This window comes from Pseudonocardia sp. DxW (assembly GCF_058448985.1).
In genome coordinates this window covers 15330-33888 of the sequence record NZ_JBZFLK010000030.1, presented here as the reverse complement: position 1 = coordinate 33888, position 18559 = coordinate 15330, and the positions used below count along the sequence as shown (strand labels likewise).

The window sequence follows — 18559 nt, the reverse complement described above, 5'->3', positions numbered from 1 at the left end:
GGAGTGCCTCCGGTCAGTGGACGCCGAGGCGGCCGAGCAGCTCGGCGCGCAGGCGCTGGAAGTCGGGATCGGTGACGTCGCGCGGCCGGTCGATCCCGACCGGCGCGTCGTAGGAGATGCGGCCGCCCTCCATGACGAGCACGCGATCGGCGAGCACCAGCGCCTCCTCGACGTCGTGGGTCACCAGCAGCACCGCGCACCGGTGCCGCTGCCAGAGCTCGTCGACCAGGCCGCGGGCGGTGATCCGGGTGAGCGCGTCGAGCGCGGAGAACGGCTCGTCGAGCAGCAGCAGGTCCGGATCGCGGACGAGTGCGCGGGCCAGCGCGGCGCGCTGCGCCTCGCCGCCGGAGAGCACCTTCGGCCACACGTCGGTGCGGTGCGACAGGCCGACCTCGGACAGCGCGGTCTCCGCGCGGGCCCGGTCCGGCCGCCCCGGGAGGCCCATGACGACGTTGCGCCACACCTTCTTCCACGGCAGCAGCCGGGGCGCCTGGAACCCGACGGCGCGCCGCCGGGCGACCGTGACGTCGCCGGTGACGTCGTGGTCGAGATCGGCCAGGATCCGCAGCAGCGTGGACTTGCCGCAGCCGGACGCGCCGAGCAGCGCCACGAACTGGCCGGGCTCGATGTCGAGATCGAGGTCCTCCAGCACGGTGCGGTCGCCGAAGCGGCGGGTCAGCCCGCGCACCGAGACGGGGCGGGTCACCTCCCGCTGAACGCCGGTCGCCACGACAGGAACCCCCTCTCCAGCATCCGCACGACGAAGTCGCCGAGCAGCCCGAGCAGCGCGTAGAGCGCCAGGCAGACGACGATCACGTCGGTCTGGAAGTACTCGCGGGCGGTGTTCATCTCGTACCCGATGCCGGAGGTGGCGTTGATCGTCTCGCCGAACACCAGCGCGAGCCAGGCGGTGCCCAGCGAGAACCGCAGGCCGACCAGGAACTGCGGCATCGCCGACGGCAGGATCACGTGCCGGACCTGGCCGAACCAGCCGAGCCCGAGGGTGCGGGCGGCCTCGACCAGGGTGGCGTCGACGTTGCGGATGCCGCCGAAGAGGTTCATGTAGAGCGGGAAGGTGACGGCCAGCGCGATCAGCGCGATCTTCGGCTCCTCGCCGATGCCGAACCAGATGATCAGCAGCGGGATCAGGCCGATCACCGGGACCGTGCGCAGCATCTGCACCGGGGCGTCGATCACGTCCTCGCCGAGCCGGAACAGCCCGGACAGGGTGGCGAGCACGACCGCGGTGACCAGGCCGATGGCGATCCCGGCGACGACCCGGCCGGTGGAGGCGAGCACCGCGCTCTGGATCGCGCCGTCGGCCCACATGTCGGCGGCGGTGACGGCGACCGTGAGCGGGGCGGCGAGCACGTCGCGGGGGAGTACGCCGGTGCCGGACAGCAGCTGCCACAGCGCGACGAGCGCCACCGGCGATGCGGTCTTCACCACCCAGCGCGGGACCCGGCCGGCACCGCGTTCGTGCCGGGTCCGGAGGGTCTCCACGTCGGGCGGCGCCTGGGCGCGCGCCCGTTCGGACGTCGTGGTCATGACTGCTCCCAGCGGGATTCGGGGCGGGTGCGGGCACACCGGTGCACCGTCCGGCCCGGGACGGGCGACGGGCGGATCGGGTGCCTGCGGGTGGGTGGGTGCGGCGCGGCCGGTCGCGCTGCGGTGCGGGCCGCGCGGTCCGGGAGCCGGCCCGGGCCGTGCGGACCGGGGCCGTGCGAACTGGAGCCGGGGGTGCCGTCAGGGTCGACAGAGCGCCGACGCGACGCGCAGCAGGTCGATGTGACCTCGCGTCGTCAGCAGCACCGATCCGGTCATGGGAGGACGGTAACCCGGCGCGGCCCGAAACCCAACCCCGGAGGTTGGGATTGACCTCACTGCGTTTCGGCTGGTGGGACGCGGTGCACCCGTCCGGACACGTTGCACGCTCCCTCGTGACGGTGGGGCGGGCTCAGACCGTCAGGGCCAGCCCCCGGGCGCGCAGCACCCGGCGCTCCAGCGGCCGGAACACCAGCAGCTCGATCCCGATCCCGACGATGAGGATCAGCAGGATGCCGGCGAACACCTGGGAGATGCTGCTGACGTCGGCGCCGTTCTTGAGATAGGCGCCCAGCCCCAGCCCGAGGGCGGGCCCCATCGCGATGATCTCGGCGGCCATCAGCGACCGCCAGGCGAACGCCCAGCCCTGCTTGCAGCCGGCCAGGTAGCCCGGCAGCGCCGCGGGGAGCAGCACGAACCGGGCCATCGCGAACCCGGTCGCCCCGAGCACCCGTCCGGCGCGGGGCAGGATCGGCGGCACCTGGTCGATCCCGGCGACCAGCCCGTTCGCGATCGAGGGCACCGAGCCGAGCAGCACCACGTAGAAGATCGTGGCGTCGGTCAGGCCGAACCACAGCACGGCCGCGGGCACCCAGGCGACCGACGGCAGCGACTGCAGCCCGGTCAGCAGCGGGCCGATCGCGGCGCGGACCAGCGGGACCTTCGCCACCAGCAGGCCGAGCGGGGTGGCGATGGCGAGCGCGAACAGGAACCCGATCGCGGCCCGGCTGACCGAGGTCCACAGGATCGACCAGATCGAGCCGTCGATCACGATCGCGGCGAACTCCTCGCCGACCGCCGACGGCGAGGGCAGCCGGAACTCCGGCAGCACCGCCGAGGCCCATACCGCCTGCCAGATCCCGATGATCGCGGCGAGCGCGACCAGCGGCGGCAGCCAGGTGCGCAGCAGCATCTGCCACCACGGCGTCCGCCGGACGACCGGGGTGTCCAGCGCGTCCAGGCCGGCGATCGCGTCGGCGGTGTCGTTGTCCGGGGCGGTGCGGTCGTCCAGTGTAGTGCCGCCGGTCACGCCGACCGGGCGGCGTCCGTCCTCACGCGGCATGGCTGGTGATCACCTGCCGCAGCCGTCCGGTGATGTCGTCGTGCAGCTGCGCCTGCTGCTCGGCGCCGTGTCCGTGGGTGGGGACCTCCCACTCGCGGACGACGGTGCCGGGCCGCGACGACAGCAGCACGACCCGCTCGGCCAGCCGGACGGCCTCGCGGACGTCGTGCGTGACGAACACGATGGTCGTGCCGGTGGCCCGCCACACCCGCAGCAGCTCGCCCTGCAGGACGTCCCGGGTGATCGCGTCGAGCGCGGCGAACGGCTCGTCCATCAGCAGCAGGCCGGTCGCGTCGGAGCCGGGGTCCTCGGCGCCCAGCCCGGTGGCCGCGGCGAGCGCGCGGGCCAGCGAGACGCGCTGCCGCATGCCGCCGGAGAGCTCGTGCGGGCGCTTGTCGCCCACGCCCTCCAGCCGCACCAGCGACAGCAGCTCCTCGGCCCGCCGGGCGCGTGCCGCCCGGCCGTGCCCGGCGAGCCGCAGCGGCAGCTCGACGTTGCGCCGGGCGGTCAGCCACGGCATCAGCGCGGCCTCCTGGAACATGAACGACGGCCGGGCCGCGCCGACCGAGACGGAGCCGGCGGTGGCGTCGTCCAGCCCGGCGAGCAGGTTGAGCAACGTCGACTTGCCGCAGCCGGAGGCGCCGAGCAGGCAGACGAACTCGCCGTCGGCGACCTGCAGGTCGATCCCCTTCAGCGCGGTCACCGCCGCCGGGCCGTGGCCGAAGGTCTTGCCGACGCCGCGCAGCTCCACGGCGGCGGTGGCGGAGCGAGCGCCGGCCCGGTCGGTGCCGTCGGTGCGGCTCGTGCGGTCGGTGCGGTCGGTGCGGTCGGTGAGGTCTGCGGGCATCGCGGGGGTCCCCCTCGTCGTGGTGGCGGTCGTCAGCTCGCGTCGAGCCCGGCCGGGTCGATGGCGGGCTCGCCGGCGGCCTCACGGACGGAGTCGATCGCGGTCGGGTCGAGGAAGCCGGTGAGATCGGCGGGGGTGTCCGCGATCTCGGCGGTGACGGCGTCCTCGGCGAGCTGCGGCCAGGTCGCGGCCAGCGGGTCGGTGTCGAAGGTCAGCTCGCTGAAGGCCCGCTCCAGCACCGGCTCGGTCAGGGCGTTGCCGGTGATCTCCTGGATCGCCTGGTTGGAGATCGTGCGGGCCTGCTCGGGCTGCTCGCGGATGAACTCGATCGCCCGCTGCTCGGCGCGCAGGATCGCCTCGACGGTCTCCGGGTGCTGCTGCAGGAACTCGGTGCGGACGATGATCACCGTGGTCGGGAACTCGCCGTCCGGCCAGAGGGTGCGCTCGTCGAGGAAGACCGACGCGCCGGCGTCGACCAGCCGGGAGCTCCACGGCTCGGGCAGCCAGCCGCCGGCGACCTCGCCGGTCCGGAACAGGTCGAGGGTGCGCGGGTTCTCGATGTTCTGCACGGTCACGGCGTCCGGCCCGTCGCCGATCGGGAGGTCGTTCTCCTTCAGCCAGGTCTTCAGCGCGACGTCCTGGGTGTTGCCGAGCTGCGGCGTCGCGATCGTCTTGCCGCGGAGCTGGTCGGGGGTGGTGATGTCCGGGGAGGTCACCAGCTGCGCGCCGGCCGAGGTGGAGCCGGCGACCAGCCGGACGGCCTCGCCGTTCGAGCGGGAGAAGGCGTTGATCGCCGGGCCGGAGCCGATGAACGCGATGTCGATCGAGCCGCCGAGCAGCGCCGCGACCTGGTCCGGGCCCGCGTTGAAGGTCTGCGGGGTGAGCGCGGTGTCGCCGAGCTCCTCGGCGAACAGGCCGTTCTGCACCGAGATCAGGGCGGGTGCGTGGGTGATGTTCGGGAAGTAGCCGAGGCGGACCTCGGCGGCGGGGGAGGTCTCGCCCGCGGCGGCCGCGCCGCCTCCCTCGTCGGCGCGGGTGCAGCCGGCCAGCACGCCGAGCGTGGCGAGCAGTGCGACGAGGACGGCGGCGGTGCGCCTCCGGGAACCGGGGCGCAGGACGTGCGGGGGCATCGGGACGTGGTCCTTCCGTGGTGGGGCCCGCGCCGGAGCGTGGGCGCGGGGCGGGGACGCCCGGTGCGGTCGCCGGGGGTCGGGGCGCGCCGGGGACACGGCACACCGGGGAGCCGGCCGGGCCGGCGGCCGGGGGAGGGCGTCCCCCGGGTGGAGGTTCAGCGACAGTGCTCGCTGAAGGCCGGGGCGCGCCGGCTGGGCCAGAACGGCTCGAGGCCGGTCGGGCGGACGGGGACCGTGCAGCGCCGCGTGCGGAACCGCACGGCGGCGGGCCGGTCACCCCGCGTCGTGGTGTCCGGAGCCTCGAGCGCGCCCCGGAGACGCGGACCGGGACGCGATGGCCGTCCCTGGCACGTCGTCACCCGGACAGCGTGCGGTGCGGTCACCTCTCCGGACAACCCTCGGTCCACCCGCCAGGAAACGGGACATCCTGTCCGGACAACATCGGCCGGAATCGACGATCATCCGTCCGTAGCCCGGGACGACCGGAATATTCCGGACGCGTCGCAGGTCACTCCCGGTTCGCGCGGGTTGACACATCCGTGGCGATACTCCTTAGAGTCGTGGTCGGACACCATCCGGAGCGGCCGAGAGACCCGGCTCGACGACGCCGCAGCAACCCCCCCGCAGCACGCGGGTGCGGGTGCTCCTGCCGGGCACGATGGAGGGGATCATGCGGTCGGTGGCGGATCGGGTGCGCGGCGCGCACCACCCGCGGTACCGCAGGCACGTCGATCTGCTGCGGGTCACCAGCGCGGCCTGTCGCGGCTGACGCGTCCCCGACTCCCGCCCCCACGTTCCGCCGCGCGCCGCCGCGCGGCGAGGAAGCGATGCCCTGATGTCCTCATCGGACACCCCTGCCCGTCCGGCGCGGCCACTGCACCTGGCGGTCGCGCTCGACGGCGCCGGCTGGCACCCCGCCGCCTGGCGCGAGCCGGGAACCCGCCCCGGCGAGCTGTTCACCGCCCGGTACTGGGTGGAGCTGGCCCGCACCGCCGAGCGCGGGCTGCTCGACCTGATCACCATCGAGGACGGCCTCGGCCTGCAGTCCGGCGACCACCTGTCCGAGCCGCAGCGGCGGACCGACCGGGTCCAGGGCAGGCTCGACGCCTCGCTGGTGGCCGCCTTCCTGGCGCCGCTGACGTCGCGGATCGGGCTGGTCCCGACCGTCACCACCACGCACACCGAGCCGTTCCACGTCGCCTCCGCGCTGGCCACGCTCGACCACGACTCGCACGGCCGGGCCGGCTGGCGGGTGCAGACCTCGGTGCGCCCCGACGAGGCCGCCCACTTCGGACGCAGGCAGGTCCCGGCGGTCGGCCGCGCCGACCTGGACACCCCGCAGGGCCGCGCGCTGGTCGCCGAGCTGTTCGGCGAGGCCGCCGAGGTGGTCGACACGGTGCGCCGGCTGTGGGACTCCTGGGAGGACGGCGCCGAGATCCGGGACGCGATCACCGGCCGGTTCGTCGACCGGGACCGGCTGCACACGGTCGACGTCGAGGCGTCGCAGTTCTCGGTGCGCGGCCCGTCGATCGTGCCGCGGCCGCCGCCGGGCCAGCCGCTGGTGGTGTCGCTGTCGCACGGCTACGAGCCGTCGCTGCTCGCCGCGAAGGTCGGCGACGTCGTGTTCACCACCCCGCACGACGCCGACGACGCCGTCCGGACCGTCGACCAGGTCCGCACCGCCGAGCGGGCCGCCGGGCGCACCGCGCCACCGCTGAAGATCCTCGCCGATCTCGTCGTCGTGCTCGCCGACACCGAGGCGGCCGGCCGGGACCGGCTGGCCCGGCTCGACGCCCGCGATCCGCTCTCCAGCGACGCGCTGGTGCTCGCCACCACCCCGGCGGGCCTCGCCGACACGCTGCTCGACTGGCGGGCCGCCGGGCTGGACGGCTACCGGCTCCGCCCGGCCGTGCTCCCCACCGATCTCGACGCGATCGTCGACGGCCTGGTCCCCGAGCTGGCGCGGCGCGGCGCGTTCCGCACCGGCTACGCCGAGGCCGGCCTGCGCGAGCGGTTCGGTCTGCCCCGCCCCACCAGCCGCTACGCACCGGACGCGGACCCGGCGCTCGTCCCCGGACTCGTCCCCGCGCACGTCCCGACCACCACCGGGAGCCCCGCATGACCCGCAAGCAGATCGTCCTGGGCGCCTACTTCCCGGGCGTCAACCACGACACGGTGTGGAGCGATCCGGCGTCCGGCAGCCACATCGCCTGGGAGTCGTTCGAGCACTGGGCGCGCACCGCCGAGCGCGGCGGGCTCGACCTGCTGTTCCTCGCCGAGGGCCTGCGGCTGCGGACCCGCGGCGGCGAGATCTTCGACCAGGACGTCGTCGGCCGCCCGGACACCTTCACCGTGCTCGCCGCGCTGGCCGCGGTGACCGAGCACATCGGACTCGCCGGGACGATCAACTCCACCTACAACGAGCCCTACGAGCTGGCCCGCAAGTTCGCCACCCTGGACATCCTGTCCGGCGGGCGGGCCGCCTGGAACGTCGTGACCAGCTCGGACGCCCCGACCGGGGAGAACTTCCGGCGCGGCGCGTTCCTCGGGCACCACCAGCGCTACGAGCGGGCCGGCGAGACGCTGGCCGCGGTCCGCGCGCTGTGGGACTCCTGGGGGTCCGATGCGGTCGTCGCCGACCAGGAGTCCGGCCGGTTCCTGTCCGATCCGCAGGTGGGTGACTTCGCGGTGTCGGGCAACCAGTTCGACATCGCCGGCCGGTTCACCACCCCGCGCAGCCCGCAGGGCCATCCGGTGATCCTGCAGGCCGGCGAGTCGCCGGCCGGGCGGGACTTCGCCGCGGCGAACGCGGACGCGATCTTCTCCCGCTACCAGAAGTTCGACGAGGCCCGCGCCTTCTACGACGACGTCAAGGCCCGGGTCCGCAAGGCCGGCCGGGACCCGCACGAGGTCCGCATCCTGCCGAGCGCCGGTGTCGTGCTGGGGGACACCGACGCCGAGGCCCGGGAGCGGCACGAGCACATCCACGACCAGCAGGTCGACCCGTGGACCGCGATCGTGCTCGCCGAGATGGTCTGGAACCGCGACCTGTCGTCCTACGACCCGGACGGCCCGCTGCCCGACGTCGACCCGACCCCGGGGGCGCCGCGCTGGATCGAGGGCCGGGCCCCGCTGACCCAGGACCCGCACGCCACCGCCGCCGCCTGGCGGGAGATCGCCGAGGCCAACGGGTACAGCCTGCGGGACACCGTGAAGCACGTCTTCGACCGGGCCGTGTTCGTCGGCACCCCGGAGCACGTCGCCGACGACATCGACCGCTACGTGCAGTCCGACGCCAGTGACGGGTTCATCCTCGGTTCGCACGTCAGCCCGTCGGGTCTGGACGAGATCGTCGACCGGGTGGTGCCGATCCTGGCCGAGCGCGGTGCGTTCCGGACCGGGTACGACGGCGGCACGCTGCGCGACAACCTCGGTCTGGCCCCGCCGGCCCGGTTCGGCGAGCGCGCGGCGGTGGCGTCGTGAGGCCCGCCCGCCCGGTCAACGGCCGGTCCGGCCGGCGGTCGTCCCGGTTGCGGCGGCTGGTCCCCGGCGGTGCGGGGCCGCTGCGCCGGCTCCCGGCCGGGCGCAGCGCCGTGCTGCCTCGCGGCGACCGCGCTGACCCTGACCGCCTGCGGCTCCGGGCCCGAGGCGGCCGGCGCCGCCGGGGAACCGCAGCCCGGCGGCACCCTGGTGTTCGCGGTGTCGTCGGACCAGGGCTGCGCCGATCCGCAGCAGGCCGGCTCGAACGACTCGATCTACTCGCTGCGCCAGGTCGTCGACTCGCTCACCGACCAGGACCCGGAGACCGGCGAGATCGTCCCGTGGCTGGCCACCGAGTGGATGTGCGCGATGCCCGGCCTGGTGATCGCGGCGACCGTGCTGTCGGTGAACCGGATCTCCCGGGCCCTGGACGGCGAGTGGAGGCGTTCGGCATGACCGGGGAGCTGCTGTCGGTCCGCGACCTGGAGATCACCTACCGCGGTTCCGCGGGACCGGTGCACGCCGTGCGCGGGATCGACCTGGACGTGGCGCCCGGCGAGGTCGTCGCGATCGTCGGGGAGTCCGGATCGGGCAAGTCGACGCTGGCCCAGGCGGCGCTCGGGCTGCTCCCGGAGAACGGCTCGGTCACCGGCGGGTCGATCTCGCTGGCCGGCGCCGGTGAGCTGACCGGCCTGTCCGAGAAGGCGTACCGCGCCGTGCGCGGCGCCCGGATCGGGCTCGTCCCGCAGGATCCGGGGGTCGGGCTCAACCCGGTGCAGCGGGTCGGCGAGCAGGTCGCCGAGGTGCTGCGCACGCACGGCCTGGCCGACCGGCGCTCGGCGGCCGGCCGGGCCGTCGAGCTGCTGGAGCGGGCCGGGCTCACCGACCCGGCGACCCGGGCCGGGCAGTACCCGCACGAGCTGTCCGGCGGGATGCGGCAGCGGGTGCTGATCGCGATCGCGATCGCCGCCGATCCGTCGCTGGTCGTCGCCGACGAGCCGACCAGCGCGCTGGACGCGACCGTCGCCCGCCGGATCCTGGACCATCTGGACACGCTGCGCCGCGGCTCCGGCACCGCGCTGCTGCTGATCACCCACGACCTGGCGGTGGCCGCCGACCGGGCGGACCGGATCGTCGTCATGCGGCACGGCCGGATCGTCGAGCAGGGGCCCGCGGCGCAGCTGCTGGCCGGCGCGACCGACCCGTACACCCGCGAGCTGCTCGCCGCGGCGCCGGGACTGGCGGTGACCGCACCGCCGCCGCGGCCCGCGGTCGATCCCACCGGCGTCCCGATCGCCGAGGTCCGGGACCTGGTGAAGGACTTCCCGCTGCCGCGGGTGCGCGGGCAGTGGCGGCGCCCCACGCACCGCGCGGTGGACGGGGTGTCGTTCAGCATCGCCCGCGGCGAGACCCTGGCCCTGGTCGGCGAGTCCGGCTCGGGCAAGTCGACGACGGCGCGGCTGCTGCTGCGGCTGGAGGACCCGACGTCCGGCGAGATCCGGATCGACGGCGCGGACGTCACCCGGGTCCGGGGCGAGGCGTGGCGACGGCTGCGGCGCCGGGCCCAGCTCGTCTACCAGAACCCGTACGCCTCGCTGGACCCGCGGTTCCGGGTGCGCGAGATCGTCACCGAGCCGCTGCGGGCGTTCTCCGTGGGCATCGCGGCCGAGCAGGCCGGCCGGGCGGCCGAGCTGATCGACCGGGTCGCGCTGTCCGCCGAGCTGCTGGAGCGCCGGCCCGCGGAGCTGTCCGGCGGGCAGCGCCAGCGGGTCGCGATCGCCCGGGCGCTCGCGCTGTCGCCGGACCTGGTGGTCTGCGACGAGCCGGTGTCCGCGCTGGACGTGTCGGTGCAGGCGCAGGTCCTGGAGCTGCTCGCCGAGCTGCAGGAGCGCGACGGGCTGGCCTACCTGTTCATCTCGCACGACCTGGCCGTCGTGCGCCGGGTCGCGCACCGCACCGGGGTGATGCGGGACGGGGCGCTGCGCGAGCTGCGGCCCACCGCGGAGCTGTTCGACGACCCGCGCGACGACTACACCCGGGAGCTGCTGGCCGCGATCGCCGGCCGTCGCGCCGAGGTCGCCCCGTGAACCGCCAGGTGATCCGCCCGGTGAGCCGCACCGTGACGTCGCGGCGGCGGATCGTCGACTTCGGGCTCACCCACACCACGCTCTGTCGTCCGGCCGGTCCACCTCGACCCGACCAGACCGCAGAGCCCAGGAGGCCGCCGTGCGCACTCCCGTCCGTACCCTTCCGACCGACCGCACCACCCGATCCGGCGCCGTGGACCCCGGCGCCCAGCTGCTCGACGGGCTCGAGGCCCTCGTCCGGCGGCACCGGGCGCTGGCCCGCGACACCGCGGGCACGCTGCACGCCGAGCTGATCACCGCCGAGGTGGCCCAGCAGCTGGCGGTGGCCCGCAACGCGCTGCGGCGCGTCCCGCGGTCGGCCTGACCGACATCGCGGGCCCGGCCGGATCCCCGGCCGGGCCCGCGACGGCGGTGCGGTCAGACCACCTCGTTGAGCTTGCCGGTCGCGACGTCGAACACGAACCCGCGGATCGAGTCCTTCTTCGGCACGAACGGGTTCGCCTGGATCCGGGCGATCGACTGGCGGACGTCGGTGTCCAGGTCGTTGAACGACTCGGCGGCCCACTCCGGCTTGATGCCGGTCTCGTCCTGGATCGACTTCTTGAAGGCGTCGTCGGTGAAGGTCAGCATCCCGCAGTCGGTGTGGTGGATGAGGATGATCTCCTCGGTGCCGAGCAGCCGCTGGCTGATCGCCAGCGAGCGGATCTCGTCGTCGGTGACGACGCCGCCGGCGTTGCGGATGACGTGCGACTCGCCCTCGTTCAGGCCGAGGACGCGGTAGACGTCGATCCGGGCGTCCATGCAGGCGACCACGGCGAGCTTGCGGGCCGGCGGCAGCGGCAGCGGGCCGGAGAAGGACTCGGCGTAGCGGGCGTTGTTCTCGAGAAGTTCGTCGGTGACGGACACGGGCTCTCCTGGAGCGTGGGGGGATCGCGGGCGTCGTGCCCGCGCAGAAGGGCACGGGGCGGCCACGCGGCGACCCACCGGTCGCACGGTGCGACGGGTCGCTACGCGGCCCACCGACAGAACTCGTCGAACTGCACGATGCGACGGCTGGGCCAGAACGGCTCGAGCCGGGTGCGCATCACAGCATGATTCGACCGTGCAGGCCCACCGCGCGCAAGTCCGGTGGCCGGCGGATTCTCCGATCGGTACCGCCGACCGCACGAACGGTGTCCCGTGTCCACCGGCATCGGTCAGGTGTCCGGACCGGTGAAGAACTCCAGCGCGATGTTGTCCGGATCGCGGAACGAGATGCCGCTGCCGTAGTGCGCCTTCTTGACGCCGTCGTGAGGGACGCCCAGCTCGGTGAGCCGCTGCGCCCACCGCTCCAGCTCCGCGTGCGAGCCGACCGCGAACCCGACGTGGTCGAGCCCGGTGCGCTCCTCGTCGAACGGCTCGCCGGACTCCCGGCCCTGGTGGGTGTGCAGCCCGAACAGCATGCCGCCGTCGAGCGCGAACACGGTGTGGTGGAACCGGCCGCCGCAAGCACGCGGGTATCGCAACCTGTCCATCAGTCGGGTCCGCGCGGTCGGGCCCTCCGACCGGACGGGGACCCCGACCGGCCGGGCACGCCGACGGGCCCGGGGGTCTCCCCGGGCCCGTCGGCGGATGTCGCAGGTCAGGCCTGCGGCATGAGCACCTTGTCGATCACGAACACGGTGGCGTTCGCGGTCGGGATGTTGCCGCAGAGCACGTTGGCGGTGTTGCCCTGGCCGTCGGTGACGGTCGGGGCGTCCGTGGTGCCGCCGATGGTGAGGTCGCCACCGGCCAGCTCGGTCAGCGTGCCCTTCTCGACGATCCCGGCGGCGTCCAGACGCTCCGGGGTCACGTGGTAGGACAGCAGGCCCTGGAGCTGCTCGGTGTCGGCGAGCAGCGCGTTGAACTGCTCCTCGCCCAGCTGCTCCTGGACCGCCTCGAACGCCGGGTTCGCCGGCGCGAACACCGTGATGGCCTCCTGCTGGTTGAGCGTGTCGGCCAGGCCGGGGACCTCACCGACGGCGGTGACCAGCGTGCTGAGCAGCGGGTTGCTGCCCGCGGCGGTCGCCACCGGCTGCGGCCCCATCGCGTTCAGCGAGCCGGGCTCGTCGCCCTGCGGGAGCTGGCCGCAGGCCGGGCCGAACACGTCGTCGTTGGTGGTGACGCCGTCGGCGGCGGCAGGCGCCGCCGGGGCCGACGACATCGCGGGCGGGGCGGAGGCGGCCGGCTCCTCCTCGCCGCCCATGCCGCCGCCACAGGCGGTCAGGCCGAGGGAGAGTGCGGCCAGCAGGCCGACGGTGGCCATGGTGCGGGATGCGCGCATCGCGATGTTCCTTCCGTGGATTTTCCGGTCCGGTTCCATACATTCATCAATCGTGACCGTCGTGGAGTTGTTCGATCCGGGGAGGCGATTGGTTCGGCAATCCCGGAAATATTCTGAGGTCGGCCCGACGATTTCCGGAAATGGCATGGGGGTGCCCCGGAACCGCGTTCGGGCGGTGTCAGGCGACGGTGACGATCACCGAGGGCCAGCCGGTGGCGCCGTCCGGTATCGGATCGACCCGCTCCTCGGTCTGGGTGAGCCCGCGCCGGTCGGTGGCCCGCGCGGTGAGGATGTGGTTGCCGGGTCCGAGATCGAGCTCGGCCGTCCACATCCGCCAGGTGTTCGGATTGACCTCGGTGCCCAGTTCGGCCCGTACCCACGGCCCGTCGTCGGCCCGTACCTCGACCTGCGCGACGCCCACCGGCTGCGCCCACGCGACACCGGCCACCCGGACCGCCCCCGCCACCTGCTGGGAGAACCCGGTGGGGGAGTCGATCCGGCACTGGGTCTTGATCGGCGCCCGCTCGGCCCAGCCGCGGTCGCGCCAGTAGACGGTCCGGTCGGCGAAGGTGGTCAGCTCGATCTCGGTCAGCCACTTGGTGGCCGAGACGTAGCCGTACAGGCCGGGCACCACCATCCGCACCGGGAATCCGTGCTCGACCGGCAGTGCCTCGCCGTTCATGCCGATCGCGAGCATCGCGCCGCGGCCCGGTTCCAGGACGGTCGCGGTCGGGGTGCCGGCCGTCCAGCCGTCCCGGCTGGTCGAGACGATCTGGTCGGCGCCCGGATCGACGCCGGCCTCCAGCAGCAGGGGGGCCAGGTCGACACCGACGAAGTTCGCGGTCGACACCAGGTCGCCGCCGACGGTGTTGGAGACGCAGGTCATCGTGATCGTCCGCTCGACGAGGGGACGGGCCAGCAGGTCGTCGACACCGAGGGTGAGCTCGCGGTCGACCCGGCCGTGGATGCGCAGGCTCCAGTCCTCGGCGCGCACGGCGGGGATCCGCAGTACGACGTCGATCCGGTAGAAGTCGGCGTTCGACGTGACGAAGGGGACCGTGCCGAACCGGGCGAAGCCCGCCGACTCCGGCACCGCGGGTGCCCGCTCGGTGAGCCGGGCCGCGGCCAGCCGCCGGGTCAGCGCCGAGCGGGACTCGGCGATCCCGCGGCCGGAGGCCGCCAGCGCGACGCCCGCTCCGCCCGCGACCAGCGAACCCAGCGCCACCGCTGCGGAGGCGCCGGCGAGGACCGAGCGGCGGCGGACCGGGGTCGCGACCGGTCCGCCGCCGGGCATCGGCGCGTCCGGCGCTGCCGCGCCTGCCGGGTCGGCCGCGGCGGGTGCGGCTGCCGCGGATCGGGCCGCGCGGTGCAGGCCCAGCTGGGTGAGCAGCCCGATCACCAGCGCGACGAGCGGCGCGACCACGTCCGATGGCTGCAGCGCGGGCGCGGTGAGCACCGCGGCCGCCGAGACGGCGCCGAGCACCGCGACCGCGACGGTCCCGGGCAGCGGACGGTGCCGGGCGGCGAGCCCGGCCAGTGCCCCGGCCAGCACCAGCAGCACGGCCGTCCCGGCGAGCAGCACCGGCTTGTCGGCGGTGCCGAACGCCGATTTGGCGAACTCGACCACCGGCTGCGGGGACAGCCGCACGACGGCGTCACCGACCGCGACGAACGGCGACGACGCCGGCGCGAGCAGCCCGGCGACGAGATGCCCGGACGCCACCGCGGCGCCGACGGCGAGCAGTTCCACGCCGATCGCGACCCGCCGTGACAGAACGGTGCTCGCGTTTCCCGGTGCCCGCTCGTCGCTGCTCACGCCTGTTCTTCGAGAATGCGGGGCCGCACGGTTCGGAGGATTTCCTGTTCGCCCCCGAAATGCTCACCCGGTGAGCGGGGCCGGGTCAGCTCAGCCCGAGCCGCTCGCCGCCCGAGCCGATCTCCTCCGACGCGGGTGCGACGCCGTCCCGGTGGACCTCCGGCGCGGCGTCCGGGGCCGGCGGTCGCGCCGTGCGGGGCCCCGGGGGCCGGGGCGGCGGCGCAGCCGGGGGAGCGGTGGCGGGCGCCGGGGCGGGCAGCGCGGTGTCGGCGCCCAGTCCCATCTGTGCCGCGGCCGTCCGGATCGCGTCGATGACCAGCAACAGCGCGGCCCGCCGTCCGGAGTTCGTCCGGTAGGCCAGCGACACGGTGCGGGTGAGTGCGTCGCCGAGTGCGACGACGTCCACCCCCGGTGGCCGCAGCGCCAGCCCCAGGTCGGACACCAGCGTCACGCCCAGCCCGGCCGACACCATCGCCATCGCGGTGGCCTGCTCCTCCACCTCGTGCTCGATCCGCGGGACGTACCCGGCGGCCTGGCAGGCGAGCCGGGCGGCGTGCCCGAAGTGCGACCGGGCCGGGGACATGATCCACGGGTGCTCGGCGAGCTCGGCCATCGTGACGCTCGCCGCGGGCACCGCGCCGGCCGGGACGGCGGCGTAGAGCCGCTCGACCGCGATCACCGAGCGTTCCAGGCTGCGGTCCCAGGTCATCGGGTAGTTGGAGTAGTCGATCACGAAGGACAGGTCGAGCTCGCCGTCGCGGACGGCGGCCGCGGTCTCCTCCGGGGCGAGCTCCCGGCTGCGCACCACGACGCCCGGATGGGTGCGGGCCAGCGCGGTCAGCGCGTCCGGCAGCAGCCCGGACGCCACCGACGCCCACACCCCGGCTGTGACCTTCGCCGCGACCGACTCGCCGGCCTCCTCGATGGCCTGGGTCGCGCGTTCCACGGCGGCCAGGATCTCCTCGGCGTGCTCGGCCAGCAGCACGCCGAGATCGGTCAGCTGCACCCGGCGGCCGCGCCGTTCGAACAGCCGGGTGCCGACGTCGCGTTCCAGCTGCGCCAGCTGCTGGGACACCGCGGACGCCGTGTAGTGCAGTGCCGTCGCGGCCGCGGTGATCGTCCCGCGCCGGTGCAGCTCACGCAGCATCCGCAGCCGGGGCAGCGACAGGTCCATGGACCGGAGCCTAGGCGTTGTGCAGGAACGCTGAACACCGCCGTGAATGATCCGTAAATGGACGGGGCCGCCGCTGCGCCCGCAGGCTGGGGTCACCGGTCGGCGAGCGAAGGGCCGGGGGGACGACGAGGTCCGCACAGGCGATGACGCGACCGGCGTGGCCCCAGGCCAGGCGACCGGCACGAGCACGACGAGGAGGTGGGTCGCCATGACCACGATGCAGAACCCCGCCGGGAGCACCCCGCAGACAGCGGTTCAGGCCGCCCCGGCCGTCCCGGGCATCGGCGCCGCGCCCGTCGCACCGGCGGTCCGCCGTTCCGAGCCGTACATGCGCCTGCAGTGGAACGACTCGGTGACCGGCGCCGTCGGCTACCTCGTGGTGCACACCCTGCGCGGCGGCCTCGCCACCGGCGGCACCCGGATGCGGGCGGGCTGCACGCTCAGCGAGGTCGAGGACCTGGCCCGCGGGATGGCCAACAAGACCGCCACCTTCGATCTGCCCATCGGCGGGGCGAAGGGCGGCATCGACTTCGACCCGAAGGACCCGCGCGCCGTCGAGGTGCTGGAGCGGTTCTGCGAGGCCATGCGCCCGTGGATCGACCGGCACTGGGTCACCGCGGAGGACCTCGGCGTCCCGCAGCACCTGATCGACGACGTCTTCGCCCGGCTCGGCCTCGGCCAGAGCTACCACGCCGCGATCAGCCGCGCCGACGACCCGGCAGCCACCCTGGAGCGGGTCCGCAAGGGCCTCACGGCCGAGGTCGAGGGCGGCTTCGAACTCGGTGACGTGATCGGCGGCTACGGCGTCGCGCACGCCTGCCTCGCCGCCGCGGTCTCCTGGGGCCAGGTCCCGGCCGAGACGACGGTCGCGATCCAGGGCGTCGGCACCATGGGCGGCGCCGCCGCCTACTACCTGCACGAGGCCGGGATGAAGGTCACCACCGTGGCCGACGCCGCAGGCACCCTGCACTGCGCCGACGGGCTCGACGTCCCGGCCCTGCTGGAGCTGCGCGACGGCTACGGCGAGATCGACCGCGGCCGGCTGCCGGCGGGCGTCGAGGAGCTGCCGCGCAACGCGATCCTCTCCGCCGAGGCGGACATCCTGGTCCCGGCGGCCATCTCCTACGCGATCACCCCGGACAACTCGTTCGACGTCCGGGCGCGGGTCGTCGTGGAGGCCGCGAACGCCGCGACCACCCCGGAGGCCGAGGCCATGCTGGCCGCCCGCGGCGTCCCGGTGCTGCCGGACTTCGTCGCGAACGCCGGCGCGGTCGCCTGGGCCTGGTGGCTGCTGCTCGGGGAGGTCGACGACGACCCGCAGAACTCGTTCGACCGGCTCCGCACCGTGATGCACGCCAAGGTCGCCACCCTGCTGGCCGCGTGGGCCGAGGAGGGCGTCACGCCGCGGGAGAGCGGCCACCGCTGGGCCGACGACCCGGCCCCGACGACCGGCCCGGTCGTCATCCCCTGATCACAGGTCCCACCCGGTGGGCCCGGACCGTCGCGGTCCGGGCCCACCGGCGTGCGTGGGTCGGCCGGCGAGCGCGGCGATCCGGGCCGCGAACGCACCGAGATCGTCCGGCCCGCCGTCGGGCGAGCAGCTCGTCGTCGACCTCGGCGTAGAGGTGCACGATCACGTTCCGGGCCCTATGCGGCCGTCGTGGCACAGCGGCTTGACCTGGAGCGCGCTCCAGGCCGGATGCTGGTCGCACGAGCACCCCGCAGATCGTCCTCGGCGCGATGAACTTCGGTACCCGCGTCGACACCGGCACGGCGTTCGCCCTGCTCGACCGGTTCGTCGAGCGTGGCGGCGAGTGGATCGACACCGCCGACGTCTACGCGTTCTGGAACGACCCGTCCGGTGCCGGCGGCCAGAGCGAACGGGTGATCGGCTCCTGGCTCGCGGCGCGCCCCGGCGTGCGCGAGCAGGTGCGCATCTCCACCAAGACCGGGGTGCGCGCCGGGCAGCTCGACGAGGCGCTCGACGCCCGCGATCTCGTGCTCGGCGCGGCCGCCCGCGAGCGGCTGGACACCGCCGCATGACGCTGCTCGGCGCCGGACCGTGCGCGACGGGCGAGGCCGCCCGGCGGACCGGGCTCTCGATCGACACACTGCGCTACTACGAGCGGGTCGGGCTGGTCCCGGCGCCGGCCCGGGACCGCGCCGGGCGCCGGATCTACACCGACGACGACCTGGCCTGGATCGGCATGGTCGGCTGCCTGCGCCGCGCCGGTCTGGGCATCGCCGATCTGCGCGAGTTCCGGACCCGGCTCGACGACCGGGCGGGGGCCCCGGACCTGGCGGCCTTCCTGATCGCGCACCGGGCGGAGCTGCTCGAACGGCGGTCCCGGCTGGACGCGGCGCTCGCCGTGCTGGACGAGAAGATCGCGCACTACGGAACGGGCTGACGCTCAGCCAGGGCGGTCGCCCCGGCCGCGCTCGTCGCGGTAGATCTCGTCGTACCGGCGGCGGGCCTCGACGTGCTGCTCGGACCGGCGGGCCTCGCGGGTGGAGGCCGCCGCACCCACCGGGTACCCGGCCTTCATCACCCGCGTCTCCGCGGCCTCGACCATGTAGACCAGCGAGTAGAAGAACCCGATGAACGCGCCCGACATGATCGCGCCGAGCCGCACCCACGGCGGCCCGGGCACGACCAGGTAGAGCAGCGCCAGCAGCGGGGTCAGCTGGACGGCGGTGCGCACGAGATGACGCAGCCACCAGGTGCGGCACGTGACGTCGTGCAGCACCCAGCGCCGGTGCCGCTCGGGCAGCCGGGCACCGAAGGCGTAGGCGAGCCAGCGGAAGGGGTTCGGGCGTTGCATGACGTCCTCCA

The 18559-nt window shown here is 74.6% G+C and carries 20 protein-coding genes and 1 pseudogene; 9 read left to right on the top strand and 12 right to left on the bottom strand.

Annotation, left to right across the window (positions count from 1 at the left end; all coding sequences use genetic code 11):
- Positions 1 to 13: 13 nt before the first annotated feature.
- The 6 genes from ACVJO7_RS30490 to ACVJO7_RS30465 all read right to left on the bottom strand — a co-directional run bounded on the left by ACVJO7_RS30490 (position 14) and on the right by ACVJO7_RS30465 (position 4864).
- Positions 14 to 730: an ABC transporter ATP-binding protein gene (locus tag ACVJO7_RS30490; protein WP_491675825.1), complete on the bottom strand. Its 717-nt coding sequence runs from the start codon at positions 728 to 730 to the stop codon at positions 14 to 16.
- Entirely contained in the window at positions 703 to 1548 is an 846-nt protein-coding gene (locus tag ACVJO7_RS30485; RefSeq protein ID WP_491675824.1) for an ABC transporter permease, read from the bottom strand. Before ACVJO7_RS30485 ends, ACVJO7_RS30490 begins: the two co-directional genes overlap by 28 nt.
- 198 nt (positions 1549 to 1746) lie before the next feature.
- Positions 1747 to 1824 carry a putative leader peptide gene (locus ACVJO7_RS30480; protein ID WP_358482113.1) on the bottom strand — a complete coding sequence of 26 codons (78 nt, stop codon included), beginning with the start codon at positions 1822 to 1824 and terminating at the stop codon, positions 1747 to 1749.
- A gap of 133 nt (positions 1825 to 1957) precedes the next feature.
- Complete coding sequence (locus ACVJO7_RS30475) at positions 1958 to 2887, bottom strand: ABC transporter permease (RefSeq protein ID WP_491675823.1); 930 nt, start codon at positions 2885 to 2887, stop codon at positions 1958 to 1960.
- Positions 2877 to 3734, bottom strand: coding sequence for an ABC transporter ATP-binding protein (locus ACVJO7_RS30470; protein WP_491675822.1), 858 nt, complete (start codon positions 3732 to 3734; stop codon positions 2877 to 2879). Before ACVJO7_RS30470 ends, ACVJO7_RS30475 begins: the two co-directional genes overlap by 11 nt.
- 32 nt (positions 3735 to 3766) lie before the next feature.
- Positions 3767 to 4864, bottom strand: coding sequence for an ABC transporter substrate-binding protein (locus tag ACVJO7_RS30465; RefSeq protein WP_491675821.1), 1098 nt, complete (start codon positions 4862 to 4864; stop codon positions 3767 to 3769).
- Between the two features lie 682 nt (positions 4865 to 5546).
- Between ACVJO7_RS30465 and ACVJO7_RS30460 the strand changes: the two genes are divergently transcribed.
- The 6 genes from ACVJO7_RS30460 to ACVJO7_RS30435 all read left to right on the top strand — a co-directional run bounded on the left by ACVJO7_RS30460 (position 5547) and on the right by ACVJO7_RS30435 (position 10798).
- Positions 5547 to 5636, top strand: coding sequence for a putative leader peptide (locus ACVJO7_RS30460; RefSeq protein WP_344018438.1), 90 nt, complete (start codon positions 5547 to 5549; stop codon positions 5634 to 5636).
- A 66-nt stretch (positions 5637 to 5702) separates the two neighbouring features.
- The gene (locus tag ACVJO7_RS30455; protein ID WP_491675820.1) at positions 5703 to 6989 is read left to right on the top strand and encodes an LLM class flavin-dependent oxidoreductase; all 1287 of its coding nucleotides are present in this window, start codon (positions 5703 to 5705) and stop codon (positions 6987 to 6989) included.
- Positions 6986 to 8350 (top strand): NtaA/DmoA family FMN-dependent monooxygenase, encoded by a 1365-nt coding sequence (locus tag ACVJO7_RS30450; protein ID WP_491675819.1) that lies wholly within the window; start codon positions 6986 to 6988, stop codon positions 8348 to 8350. Before ACVJO7_RS30455 ends, ACVJO7_RS30450 begins: the two co-directional genes overlap by 4 nt.
- Before the next feature lie 69 nt (positions 8351 to 8419).
- Positions 8420 to 8803 carry a hypothetical protein gene (locus ACVJO7_RS30445; RefSeq protein ID WP_491675818.1) on the top strand — a complete coding sequence of 128 codons (384 nt, stop codon included), beginning with the start codon at positions 8420 to 8422 and terminating at the stop codon, positions 8801 to 8803.
- Positions 8800 to 10434, top strand: a complete 1635-nt coding sequence (locus ACVJO7_RS30440; protein WP_491675817.1) for a dipeptide ABC transporter ATP-binding protein — start codon at positions 8800 to 8802, stop codon at positions 10432 to 10434. The genes ACVJO7_RS30445 and ACVJO7_RS30440 overlap by 4 nt, the downstream gene beginning before the upstream one ends.
- A 139-nt stretch (positions 10435 to 10573) precedes the next feature.
- Positions 10574 to 10798, top strand: coding sequence for a hypothetical protein (locus tag ACVJO7_RS30435; protein ID WP_491675816.1), 225 nt, complete (start codon positions 10574 to 10576; stop codon positions 10796 to 10798).
- A 53-nt stretch (positions 10799 to 10851) separates the two neighbouring features.
- On the opposite strand, the gene ACVJO7_RS30430 is transcribed toward ACVJO7_RS30435, so the two are convergent.
- From ACVJO7_RS30430 to ACVJO7_RS30410, 5 genes and pseudogenes are all read right to left on the bottom strand, one after another.
- Positions 10852 to 11340 carry a beta-class carbonic anhydrase gene (locus ACVJO7_RS30430; RefSeq protein ID WP_491675815.1) on the bottom strand — a complete coding sequence of 163 codons (489 nt, stop codon included), beginning with the start codon at positions 11338 to 11340 and terminating at the stop codon, positions 10852 to 10854.
- Between the two features lie 290 nt (positions 11341 to 11630).
- On the bottom strand, positions 11631 to 11948 hold the full coding sequence (locus ACVJO7_RS30425) for a VOC family protein (protein ID WP_491675814.1): 318 nt from the start codon (positions 11946 to 11948) through the stop codon (positions 11631 to 11633).
- A 107-nt stretch (positions 11949 to 12055) separates the two neighbouring features.
- On the bottom strand, positions 12056 to 12736 hold the full coding sequence (locus ACVJO7_RS30420) for a fasciclin domain-containing protein (protein WP_491675813.1): 681 nt from the start codon (positions 12734 to 12736) through the stop codon (positions 12056 to 12058).
- A gap of 178 nt (positions 12737 to 12914) precedes the next feature.
- Entirely contained in the window at positions 12915 to 14552 is a 1638-nt protein-coding gene (locus tag ACVJO7_RS30415) for a molybdopterin-dependent oxidoreductase (protein ID WP_491675812.1), read from the bottom strand.
- Between the two features lie 253 nt (positions 14553 to 14805).
- A pseudogene (locus ACVJO7_RS30410) lies at positions 14806 to 15726 on the bottom strand (LysR family transcriptional regulator); the annotation flags it as partial.
- A gap of 328 nt (positions 15727 to 16054) precedes the next feature.
- Here ACVJO7_RS30410 and ACVJO7_RS30405 point away from each other — a divergent pair.
- From ACVJO7_RS30405 to ACVJO7_RS30395, 3 genes are all read left to right on the top strand, one after another.
- Positions 16055 to 17197, top strand: coding sequence for a Glu/Leu/Phe/Val family dehydrogenase (locus ACVJO7_RS30405; protein WP_491675840.1), 1143 nt, complete (start codon positions 16055 to 16057; stop codon positions 17195 to 17197).
- Positions 17198 to 17451: 254 nt separating this feature from the next.
- Positions 17452 to 17769 (top strand): aldo/keto reductase, encoded by a 318-nt coding sequence (locus tag ACVJO7_RS30400; RefSeq protein WP_491675839.1) that lies wholly within the window; start codon positions 17452 to 17454, stop codon positions 17767 to 17769.
- Positions 17766 to 18134 (top strand): MerR family transcriptional regulator, encoded by a 369-nt coding sequence (locus tag ACVJO7_RS30395; RefSeq protein WP_491675811.1) that lies wholly within the window; start codon positions 17766 to 17768, stop codon positions 18132 to 18134. The genes ACVJO7_RS30400 and ACVJO7_RS30395 overlap by 4 nt, the downstream gene beginning before the upstream one ends.
- A 3-nt stretch (positions 18135 to 18137) precedes the next feature.
- Here the strand turns inward: ACVJO7_RS30395 and ACVJO7_RS30390 are convergent, their stop codons facing one another.
- Entirely contained in the window at positions 18138 to 18548 is a 411-nt protein-coding gene (locus ACVJO7_RS30390; protein WP_491675810.1) for a DUF5313 family protein, read from the bottom strand.
- Positions 18549 to 18559 lie beyond the last annotated feature (11 nt).

What these genes read in the sequence shown, in the direction of transcription:
- ACVJO7_RS30485 (WP_491675824.1), bottom strand. Translation starts at nt 1,548, where the DNA reads ATGACCACGACGTCCGAACGGGCGCGCGCCCAGGCGCCGCCCGACGTG.
- ACVJO7_RS30480 (WP_358482113.1), bottom strand. Translation starts at nt 1,824, where the DNA reads ATGACCGGATCGGTGCTGCTGACGACGCGAGGTCACATCGACCTGCTG.
- ACVJO7_RS30475 (WP_491675823.1), bottom strand. Translation starts at nt 2,887, where the DNA reads ATGCCGCGTGAGGACGGACGCCGCCCGGTCGGCGTGACCGGCGGCACT.
- ACVJO7_RS30470 (WP_491675822.1), bottom strand. Translation starts at nt 3,734, where the DNA reads ATGCCCGCAGACCTCACCGACCGCACCGACCGCACCGACCGCACGAGC.
- ACVJO7_RS30465 (WP_491675821.1), bottom strand. Translation starts at nt 4,864, where the DNA reads ATGCCCCCGCACGTCCTGCGCCCCGGTTCCCGGAGGCGCACCGCCGCC.
- ACVJO7_RS30455 (WP_491675820.1), top strand. Translation starts at nt 5,703, where the DNA reads ATGTCCTCATCGGACACCCCTGCCCGTCCGGCGCGGCCACTGCACCTG.
- ACVJO7_RS30450 (WP_491675819.1), top strand. Translation starts at nt 6,986, where the DNA reads ATGACCCGCAAGCAGATCGTCCTGGGCGCCTACTTCCCGGGCGTCAAC.
- ACVJO7_RS30440 (WP_491675817.1), top strand. Translation starts at nt 8,800, where the DNA reads ATGACCGGGGAGCTGCTGTCGGTCCGCGACCTGGAGATCACCTACCGC.
- ACVJO7_RS30425 (WP_491675814.1), bottom strand. Translation starts at nt 11,948, where the DNA reads ATGGACAGGTTGCGATACCCGCGTGCTTGCGGCGGCCGGTTCCACCAC.
- ACVJO7_RS30420 (WP_491675813.1), bottom strand. Translation starts at nt 12,736, where the DNA reads ATGCGCGCATCCCGCACCATGGCCACCGTCGGCCTGCTGGCCGCACTC.
- ACVJO7_RS30405 (WP_491675840.1), top strand. Translation starts at nt 16,055, where the DNA reads ATGCGCCTGCAGTGGAACGACTCGGTGACCGGCGCCGTCGGCTACCTC.
- ACVJO7_RS30395 (WP_491675811.1), top strand. Translation starts at nt 17,766, where the DNA reads ATGACGCTGCTCGGCGCCGGACCGTGCGCGACGGGCGAGGCCGCCCGG.
- ACVJO7_RS30390 (WP_491675810.1), bottom strand. Translation starts at nt 18,548, where the DNA reads ATGCAACGCCCGAACCCCTTCCGCTGGCTCGCCTACGCCTTCGGTGCC.